The organism is Cytophaga sp., assembly GCF_051961495.1.
Taxonomy (GTDB): Bacteria; Bacteroidota; Bacteroidia; order Cytophagales; family Cytophagaceae; genus Cytophaga.
Window position 1 is genome coordinate 1 of sequence record NZ_JBQCDF010000054.1, and the last position, 9,638, is coordinate 9,638.

Annotated in this window: 9 protein-coding genes; 5 read left to right on the forward strand and 4 right to left on the reverse strand. The window is 41.0% G+C overall.

Annotated features, from left to right (window positions below; all coding sequences use genetic code 11):
- Nucleotides 1–942 (forward strand): tRNA guanosine(34) transglycosylase Tgt (gene tgt / locus ACTHJT_RS02590; protein WP_440236175.1); only part of this gene is annotated, 942 nt, incomplete at its 5' end.
- 9 nt (nucleotides 943–951) lie between these two features.
- Nucleotides 952–2,031: an LptF/LptG family permease gene (locus ACTHJT_RS02595; protein ID WP_440236176.1), complete on the forward strand. Its 1,080-nt coding sequence runs from the start codon at nucleotides 952–954 to the stop codon at nucleotides 2,029–2,031.
- Nucleotides 2,032–2,266: 235 nt separating this feature from the next.
- Here ACTHJT_RS02595 and ACTHJT_RS02600 read toward each other — a convergent pair whose 3' ends face one another.
- On the reverse strand, nucleotides 2,267–3,202 hold the full coding sequence (locus tag ACTHJT_RS02600) for a radical SAM protein (protein ID WP_440236177.1): 936 nt from the start codon (nucleotides 3,200–3,202) through the stop codon (nucleotides 2,267–2,269).
- 159 nt (nucleotides 3,203–3,361) lie between these two features.
- Here ACTHJT_RS02600 and ACTHJT_RS02605 point away from each other — a divergent pair, with 159 nt between their 5' ends.
- The 3 genes from ACTHJT_RS02605 to ACTHJT_RS02615 all read left to right on the forward strand — a co-directional run bounded on the left by ACTHJT_RS02605 (nucleotide 3,362) and on the right by ACTHJT_RS02615 (nucleotide 4,922).
- Nucleotides 3,362–3,745 carry a hypothetical protein gene (locus ACTHJT_RS02605; protein ID WP_440236178.1) on the forward strand — a complete coding sequence of 128 codons (384 nt, stop codon included), beginning with the start codon at nucleotides 3,362–3,364 and terminating at the stop codon, nucleotides 3,743–3,745.
- 686 nt (nucleotides 3,746–4,431) lie between these two features.
- Nucleotides 4,432–4,617, forward strand: a complete 186-nt coding sequence (locus ACTHJT_RS02610; protein ID WP_440236180.1) for a hypothetical protein — start codon at nucleotides 4,432–4,434, stop codon at nucleotides 4,615–4,617.
- Nucleotides 4,605–4,922 (forward strand): type II toxin-antitoxin system RelE/ParE family toxin, encoded by a 318-nt coding sequence (locus ACTHJT_RS02615; protein ID WP_440236181.1) that lies wholly within the window; start codon nucleotides 4,605–4,607, stop codon nucleotides 4,920–4,922. Before ACTHJT_RS02610 ends, ACTHJT_RS02615 begins: the two co-directional genes overlap by 13 nt.
- A gap of 11 nt (nucleotides 4,923–4,933) precedes the next feature.
- On the opposite strand, the gene ACTHJT_RS02620 is transcribed toward ACTHJT_RS02615, so the two are convergent.
- The 3 genes from ACTHJT_RS02620 to ACTHJT_RS02630 form a co-directional block, all read right to left on the reverse strand.
- Entirely contained in the window at nucleotides 4,934–5,623 is a 690-nt protein-coding gene (locus ACTHJT_RS02620) for an IS1 family transposase (RefSeq protein ID WP_440236182.1), read from the reverse strand.
- A 108-nt stretch (nucleotides 5,624–5,731) separates the two neighbouring features.
- Nucleotides 5,732–6,157 carry a hypothetical protein gene (locus tag ACTHJT_RS02625; protein ID WP_440236183.1) on the reverse strand — a complete coding sequence of 142 codons (426 nt, stop codon included), beginning with the start codon at nucleotides 6,155–6,157 and terminating at the stop codon, nucleotides 5,732–5,734.
- 13 nt (nucleotides 6,158–6,170) lie between these two features.
- Nucleotides 6,171–9,638, reverse strand: a 3,468-nt coding sequence (locus ACTHJT_RS02630) for an RHS repeat domain-containing protein (protein WP_440236184.1), incomplete at its 5' end; no start/stop codon positions are given.

Below are 9,638 nucleotides of genomic sequence, written 5' to 3' on the forward strand. Positions count from 1 at the left end.
TTATATCTTAGGCCAGGTTTGCAGATCATAGAGCAGGCAGGTGGGTTACATAAATTTATTGGCTGGAACCGTTCAATCCTTACCGATAGCGGCGGCTTCCAGGTTTATTCTTTATCGGGTATCCGGAAGATCAATGAAGAGGGTGTGAAATTCAAATCGCATATTGATGGTTCCGCGCATTTTTTTACACCGGAGAGCGTTATGGATATCCAGCGTACGATTGGCGCGGATATTGTCATGGCATTTGATGAATGTACACCATATCCTTGTGAGTATGAGTATGCACGCAAGTCAATGGAAATGACACACCGCTGGCTGGGCAGATGTGTGAAGCGCATGGCGGATACAGAACCGAAGTATGGTTACAAGCAACACTTATTCCCGATCGTGCAGGGGAGTGTATATAAAGATCTGCGGGCAAAGTCTGCGGAAGTAATTGCGGAGGCTGGGTGCGTGGGTAATGCTATCGGTGGTTTATCTGTTGGCGAACCGGCCGAAGATATGTATGCCATGAGCGAACTGGTTTGTTCAATTTTGCCAAAGGATAAACCACGTTATTTAATGGGTGTAGGAACACCGGAAAATCTGCTGGAGAATATCGCGCTTGGCATCGATATGTTTGATTGTGTAATGCCTACACGCAATGCCCGCAACGGCATGTTGTTTACAACCAATGGTATCATTAATATCCGCAACAAGAAATGGGAAAATGATTTCTCTCCGATTGATTCCGGATTGGATACGTATCTGAATACCTATTATACAAAAGCATACCTGCGTCATCTGGTACATAACAACGAAATGCTTGGAGCGCAGATTGCAACTATACAGAATATAACCTTTTATCTGTGGCTGATGCGTGAAGCGCGCAAGCAGATTGTAGACGGTACGTTCCGTGAATGGAAAGAGCGTATGGTAAAACAATGTATGCAACGTTTATAATTATTGTTTGTGAAAAAACTCGATCTGTACATACTTAAGAAATTTTTAGTAACCTACTTTTTTGTAGTGTTGATGCTGATGCTTGTCATTACAGTTATTGATATAACTGAAAAGATGGAGGATTTCATGAAGCATAATTTGAGTGCCTGGTTTGTATTGGTTGAATATTATTTTGCCTTCATCCCATACATGGCAAACCTGCTGAGCCCGATTACCATTTTCATAGCCACGATTTTTGTAACGGCTAATCTGGCGGCGCGGACAGAGATCATTGCCATGCTGAGCAGCGGTATGAGTCTTGTAAGAATCATGTTTCCTTATTTAATCGGTTCGATATTGGTGGGCTTGCTTGTTTTTTACATGGGGGGCTGGCTCATTCCGCATGGTAATAAGGCGCGGGTTGATTTTGAAAAGAAATACATCAAAAGCACGTACTTCTTCGAAGGGAAGAATGTGCACATCAAAACCAGCCCTACCAGTTATGTATACCTGGAAAGCTACAACAGTGAACTGAATGTAGGGTATCAATTTACACTGGAAACAATTGCAGATAATAAACTGGTGAGCAAACTGAAAGCCGGAAGAATTTACTGGAACGATAGTATTAAAAAATGGCACCTGGAAGAATTCTTTATCAGGCGGTTTGATAACAACGGTAACGAGGAAGTTTTCAGAGGCAGAGACAGAGATACAACGCTGAGCATTTCACCGAAAGATTTTCAGGATACCTACATGTTGTATGAAACATTTGATATGGGCGAACTGAACAACCAGATTGCGATGCTGAAATCCCGCGGCTCTGAAAATGTCGATACTTATATCGTTGAAAAATACCAACGTATTACATACCCATTTTCGATTATCATATTAACCATGATCGGTGTGATCGCATCTTCACGTAAATCTAGGGAAGGAGCGGGCTTAACCATTGCCTTCGGATTCCTGTTGGCCTTCGTATACATTATATTTATGATCACCAGCAGAAGCCTGGCTAACGTGGGCGGTATTGGCCCGTTGCTTGCTTCGTGGATTCCCAATATCGTCTTTATTTTTATCGGCTTGTTCATGTACGGCCGGGTACCGAAGTAAGAGGGATAAATGAAATTGACAATCGCTGGCGCAAGCATTTGCTTGTGCCCATGAAGTCCTGCACCATGGTCTGTGGCACACAGACCATCTCTTCCTGTACCCGCTGGCGCAAGCATTTGCTTGTGACTTTTTCATCCTTTCTGGCGCCGGTCTTTAACCGGTGTCAGGCATTCAGCAGTTCTTGACTGCAATTAAACAAACCCTTCCGTCGCGGCGAATCATAATTCATAATTCATCAACGTTTTTTCTTCGTACACATGATATCAAAGTTGCAGTTGCACTCGTATTTATCGCAGCTGACAGGCGTAGCCGGGAAGGAGATCTGCGCGTCACATACGTTGCCGGTCTTCCCGCCGGTTAAACACCAGCCGCGGTAGATATCACCATCCCGGTCAATAATCAGCTGTTCTACCCCTGCGTAACAAAGCCAGTTATACCAGCCGTTTTGAAAAGAAGAGATAAAGTGCTGGCAGGATTGCATTTCTTTTGTACCGTTGGGATAATGCTTTACCATTTCAGACCTGTAACCGCCTGGTACTATTTCCGTACCTGTATGCTGTGTCATGCGCGTGCGCTGGTCATTCGTGTAGGCATACATCGGGCCATCCAGGTTTTTTAATAATGGTTGCATGGAAACCGTTACAGGATATCGCTGTTTCCATGCGGTTGCCAGTTCGTAACACGTATCAAAAGCCTCAGGCAGCATCATGACATTTATATGCAGGGATACGTTATCCTGCAGCAGGAAAATAACTTCTTCAAAATGCTGCCGGTTAGCCTGTTCAGGATGATAGCTTAAATGGACACGTTTCAGAAAGGGAGAGGCATCCTGCCACCAGCGCAGTGTGCGTGACCCGTTAGACAGGATACTCACATCCACATTTCGTTCATGCAGGTATCTGGCCACAGCAATAAAACCCGGCCACATGCTTATTTCCCCGCCCGTGAATTCGAATACTGTTTTTTTGTCTGCATTATGTGCAATGATTCTGTTACAGAAGTCAACAGCCGTTTGGTAACTTAGCCAGGGGCTGCTGCCGTCATGCAAACCACGCGGACAGTAAGAACAGCTGTAATTGCAGGTATTTCCCGCCATCCAGTTTACAATGAATATATTGCGGTGTTCAGGGTTTGCGTGTTCAAGCCTGGTATAACCGTTTTGTTTTTTCATACATGTTGATACTCTAAAAAAATAAAAGCAGACTGGTTTATATAGACTTAAATATGGTGAAAAAATACTGATAAAAGGACTGGTTATAAATGAAAAAAGTATATGTTGGTGTTAATTTTGATTTTTAATAAAACCAGTTTCCTCTAAACTAAAACACCTATGAAAAAAACAATTACGATTAGCTGCCTGGTAGCAGCGTGCTCTTTCTTATTGGCAGGCTTTATTACGAATTCAGATAAGGATAATACCCTTACAGGGCGTACCGAAGAATATGCTATTGTAGATGTACTTGACTATGGAAGAAGGAAAGTAATCCGCGTAACGGTTGGTGAAGAACTTACCCAGGAAAAGGAATGGGAAAAAACGAAAACAGAAATTGATCCAGATTTCACTTCAGCAATAAAGGACCTAAATCTACTCAATGCGAAAGGATTTGAAATTGTAAATTCTTCTTTAACATATATTTCACCATCCTTAGCTAATGGGAATGCAGCAAGTGCAGGGTGTGCAAGGAGTATTTTTTTATTGAGGAGGAAGCTATAATATACAAGCAAGGAGTAAGAAATTTTTTTCGCCGTGGTTGGTCTTTTCGACCAACCACCTGCTAATGGTAGGAGTAGAGTCACCCAATGCAGCGCCGATGCGCTTGGTTGCGCCGAGCCGTTCCTTGAAAGGAACGGTAATGAAAGCGCGGCAGAGCTCTAATTAAAAGTTCTGCTACGCTTAATTGCCGTTAGGCTTTAGTCAACGGTATAAAAGATACTGGCGTGTATGCTATCGAAGCGAAAGCAGAGAGAATTAAACAGAATAGAAAACTCATCTGCCGGACGATCTGTTAAGAATCCGTTTAATAAGATTAGAAAAGTGAAAATGCGAATACATAAAAGAGCTTGCTTGCTTTGAACCAGGCAACACATGTTTTATGTAATAATATTATTTTTTGCTGTTACGATATAACGTAGTATAGATTGCGGAATCATTGTGTGTTTTGCAATTTGGGCGCCCGGGCGGGCTGCTTCGGGCTCCGCTATCGCTCCGGTTATACATAAGCCGGCGTGTGTAGATGTTCGTTTAAATAGGAGTGGGGCTTATGTATAATACTGCCCCTGCACATCCCTGGCGCTGCGTGCTTATTTTAATCAGATTATTGTATTTAAGATTTGAAAAAATAAGCAAAAAAATATCTGTTAAAATATGTATATTTGATATATACAGAAACACACAGTTATATGCCGACTCTTAAAGACGTAACGATTGAGATTTTAAAAAATCTTCCTGCTTCAGCTACTCTGGAGGAAATAATGTATAAGATCAATTTGGCTGCCCAGGTAGTGGAAGGTATTAAAGATGCAGATCTTGGCAAAACAATTTCCACTGAAGAGTTGCTTAATAAAATAAATACATGGGGCAAATAAACTGGACAGATAAATCTGTTGCCCATTTAAAGGCCATTCATGATTATATTGCGGAAGATTCTCCGTTATATGCAAGCAATTTTATTAAAGCGCTTGTAAACGCTGTCGATAAATTAAAGACGTTTCCAATGTCGGGACGCATAGTGCCTGAGTTTGCACACTCACCAATTCATTTACGGGAAGTTATTTATAGAGGGTACCGAATCATCTATCGTATTAATCCGAATGCAGATATTGAGATTGTAACTGTTGCACATGGCAGAGAAGAAATTTTGAAAAATCTTAATACAGATTGGCTTCTGTAAAAAGAATATAATTACCCCCATAAATAAATTTTTACACATGCTTCCAGCATATCCGCTTTTTTAGAATAACAAAGTGTATTTCTGTTGAGTCTTTTCAGATGCGTGCGGAAGGTAAGATTCATGCGTTCAATTCTGTTTGTTACATATCTGCCGGGACTATGGATCGCTTTATCAATTAAACATGGATAAATATTTAATCTGTCTGTGAATATTTTTATTGGATCATATAATAACACTTTATCAACTATTTGTTTTATGTTTTCTTTATTGCGTCTGCCAACAAATAAATCTACAATATTTCGTGTCCCTTTATTTATAGCATATATTAACCATTGATCATTTTTTTTATTACCTGAAAATGTATGTAGCTCATCCATCTCATACATGCATTTTTTAACACTTTCATATGTGCTTCTTAGGGTGGAAGAAATCAAACGAATTTTTCTAATAACTGTAACAGGTGATATATTTAATAAACATGCAATGTCTCTTATTCCATTACCTCTTTTAACATGTTTAGTGATAGATGCATTTATTTCTTTATCATATGCAATATATTTATAAGTAAGTTGCTGATGTTTTTTACAAATAATGCATTGATATTTTTGCTTGCCGGTTAACTGTTTCCCATTTTTCTTACAGGAGCCTGTACAGTATTTACACTTCATAACTATTTTTTCTAAGCTGATAATCTGTAACACCAGGTTTTTAAAAACCTTTATATTTCAATTTTAAACAATAAAAAAGGAGGGATGCTTATATGCATACCTCCTTTTTTAGAATACAAAGTAAATTTTATTTAATGAAGATCAACAGGTTAGCCGTTTATTTTTGTAAAACAGATAATCTGTAACACTACCAAAGTTAGGACTATTCTCTACTTGAGTCATACTTATAATCTTACCATCTTTATCTAAAAATGCTTTGTATTTATTTTTATTATTTTCAGGCTTAAATTGACAGAAGTCAAATCCATCATATTGAATACTATCTTCTATAGGGTTTTCATTTTTATAACCACTAAAATGAATTTGTTTGGCTTTTTCAAAAACTTCTTTTAAAAGAACAGAGTCTTTAAGACTAAAGTCAATTTCATGATGACGATAATCATATTTTGAATTATCATTTACCATTTTATAAAAAATATATTCATTCTTATTCTGGTTCATTTTTGCTTGATTTATTTTTGTGCATGAAGAAATTAATGCAATTAAAATAACTAACGAATTTCGCATAATTATATGTGTTTTATTTTTTAAATATGGCAGGATTTTCAGTTGACCCTCCAGTACCTTTCTTTTGATATAATATTGAAAACGGCTCTCCAGAAGCATTTAATTTAATATTTCCCAAATAATCTCCTTGCTTTAATTCTTCTTGGCCATTTTTATCAGATTTGATCCAACTATATCTCATTTTATCAGTTAATGGAAGTAGGTTCATCATTCTAACTCTATCGGTAAGATCTTGATTCATGAATATAACTCTTTCTGAATCTAAAACTTTAAAAAAAGTTGAAAATGCATTTACAAAATCTTTATCAGTACCAACACCACAAGCTGCAATAATTATATTAGCTTTTGTACTTGAATTATCCCTTATTACTTTTAAAGAATCCATAACACGGCCTTTTGCTGCATCAGTTACATGCCCCTTCATATAACCAATTATATCTTTAGCTAAAATACTATTTCCTCCTGGATTTCCATGTAAAAGTTGGGGGCCATTTCCAATGGGAACATGGCCAAAACCATGCGATCTAACTACTACATTTTCTAGTTTACCATATTTTTCTACATATTGTTTAACAAAATCGCCTACTTTACTGAAATCATCAATTACAATATAATCCCAATTTTCATTTATTTGTTTTGATAATTCATAATTTTGAGATTGGGGGGAAATCCATTTATTTTTGTTTTCGATAGGATCGCCCGAATACAAAATAACTAAATTTTTAGTGCCTGTTATTCTTTGTTCAAGTATTCCAGAGGTTTTATTAGTTGAGGTTTGGGTAGTGTTTTGCGGATTATTTTCTGTCGGACTTATATCTTCAATACAATCTAAATTATTGCTACTAGTTTCTTGTGTTGAATTAATGTTATCAGATGTTGAATTAGTATTTGCATTGTTTTCATTAGAAGGGGTAGGTTGAGTACTACCGGTTTCAGCTCCATCAAGATCGGTATGATTAATAGGTTTGTTGTCAGCATATGCATAAGGTGTCAAATTTGCATACTTCCCCGCCAGCGGATCCACGTTAATAAACCTGCATGTCCATGGGGAGTAATAGCGCATACCGTAGTAGTAGAGCCCACTCTCTTTGTCTTTTTCCTTGCCGCAGAAGCGGTAGCGTTTCTTTGCATATGAACCAAAAGAAGTTTCACCGAACGGATAATATTCTTCAAGTGATACGGTGGTACCATTGGTGTCCAGCTGCACACAGGAAGAACCAAGATGATCAGATAAATTGTACTTAATGGCAGGAGTGGAGTCTCCCAGATCAGCGCCAATGCGCTTGGTTGCACCACCCATGATGTGGATGATATTCTGTTCACCGCCGCTGCTGTATTGTCCGATCACCCATGTTCCTATCGTTAGATTTGGTATGCCATCAAAGCCGGTACTTTCCTTGGTATACTCAAAAGCTCCATCAATATAGGTGGTTGCGGTATATTTGCCGCCCTGCCTGCGGGTGATCTTCTTTACACGATTGCCAGATCCATCATACAGGTAATGCGTGTACTTGCTTGGCTCTGCGGTACCGGTCTGCACAAAGAAAGCACGTAAGCGATCTGCACAGTCATATTCCAGATGCCTTGCGGTGTCACCTTCAGAAAGCATATTACCATTTACATCATAAGCAAAATCATATACATTGCTGCCGATGGTAATTTTCTGCAACGCATTCTTAGTAAAACTGCCATAATCAAAACTGCGTGTAAAGCTTCCGCCGGTGGCGATATGCTGCAGCTCCTGTATATTACCGAGCTTGTCATAATCGTATTGCTGGGTATAGCCACGTGCCAGGCTTTCATCCTGCGGCCGGTACAGATCTTCCCACGGCGTAACAGCGGTAGCAGCAGTCTCACGTCCTGTTGCTGAAAGCAGACGGTACAGTGCATCGTATACAAAATCACGGCTCAACGAATCTGGTGTTGCTCCGTAGCCGCAGTCAGCAGTAGTATCGCTGAGATTGATAATATTACCCGATAGATCGTACTGGTAGCTGTAGTTTTGTTTCACCCCGCTGTTGGGTGTATAGGTGAGTCCGCTTTTTATATACTTTTCGCTTTTTAAACGCAGCAAACGGAAATTATCTTCGCGGTATAAAAAACGTGTCATGATGCCGTTTCCATAAGCAACTAGCAACTGCTGTCCTTTGGCATCGTAGGCAATGCGATCTACGTATGTGTCGCCATCCATTGCAACGCTGGTTAATGCACCACTGCGGTTATATGTTGGTGTAAGAACTTTTCGTTCTCCGTTTACATCCTCTGGATAGGTTACACTACGCACCCTGTTTAAGGCATCATACTCCATGGAGCTGACGTAGCTTCCTTCAAGGGTAACAGAAGCATCCCAGTTCACACGGTAACAGGAAACGTTCCAGCCGGCAGGCGGACCGCTGAATACGGCAAGAATCTCGGAGTCTGCAATGACTTCCCGTGTTTTCTCCATGGGGTTGCCCTTGAAGTCGTACATATTCATGGTTGTTAAACCGGCTTCATCGTATACCTGGTAAGGTTTGCCGAGCAGGTTGTAATCCTGCGGGTTCACAAGGCCCGCGGCATCACCGTAAATGGTCTTGCTGCGCAGCAGCACGGATTCACCGGTCTTATCCCGGCACCAGACTTTCATCGGCCTGCTTAAATTGTCGTAAGCGCTTAGTATCAGCGCGCCTTTGGCATCGCGCGCCTCGCTTGGCCGGTTCATGCAGTCAAGGAAAATATATTTGGTACCGCCATCGATGTGCGTGGTCTTCAGCGGACGGTTAGCCAGATCATATGTGTGATCAAACACGGTTCTGTTATACGGATCAACAACGGTAAGCTGGTTGCCTCTTATGTCGTAGGTATATTGCATCACGATCTCTTCCACGGCTCCGCTCTTAAAATTGCGGTCAATGGTCTTCACCGTTCTGCCCAGCGCGTCAATCACGCCGGATGAAGGGGTGTAGTGATGTCCTACGGGTACTGTCGTATCTCCTGGATGGGTAAGCTCTGCCAGGTCATTGGGATCATAGGTATAGCTTTCCCAGGGCGTGGGTGTAAATACATTGGGATTGTCCAGCGCCAGCGGAATACCGAAGAGTACACGCTGCTGGGTATTATCGGGGTTGATGGTTTTGATTACCTGTCCGCGCGGGTCATAAAACAGCTGTACTTTCTTGCTGCGCTTCAGCGCATCGGCCCCGGTGCCGGCAGCCAGCGGCGACTGGTAATCAAAGCCCTTGTCGTAATAGGATTCATAGGTCTCCACCACGCGCCCCTTGTTATCATAGACTTTCCAGCCGTTCACAGTTACGTTGAGTGTATCGCTGGTATTCTCCACACCCACAGCAGCGCCATCGGTACCGCTGCTCACAAGTCCGGAGCTGCCGAAGATGCTGTCTCCGAAGATTACTTCCTCGCACTGCGTGCGCGCCTGTATCATGCGTCCGAAGCCATCACTATACTGGACGGAGACAAGGGTATTGTTGTTGATGCCGTCCTG

Bases quoted from the DNA above. Each gene is read 5' to 3' on its own strand.
- ACTHJT_RS02600 (WP_440236177.1), bottom strand. From the start codon at position 3,202: ATGAAAAAACAAAACGGTTATACCAGGCTTGAACACGCAAACCCTGAA.
- ACTHJT_RS02605 (WP_440236178.1), top strand. From the start codon at position 3,362: ATGAAAAAAACAATTACGATTAGCTGCCTGGTAGCAGCGTGCTCTTTC.
- ACTHJT_RS02615 (WP_440236181.1), top strand. From the start codon at position 4,605: ATGGGGCAAATAAACTGGACAGATAAATCTGTTGCCCATTTAAAGGCC.
- ACTHJT_RS02610 (WP_440236180.1), top strand. From the start codon at position 4,432: ATGCCGACTCTTAAAGACGTAACGATTGAGATTTTAAAAAATCTTCCT.
- ACTHJT_RS02625 (WP_440236183.1), bottom strand. From the start codon at position 6,157: ATGCGAAATTCGTTAGTTATTTTAATTGCATTAATTTCTTCATGCACA.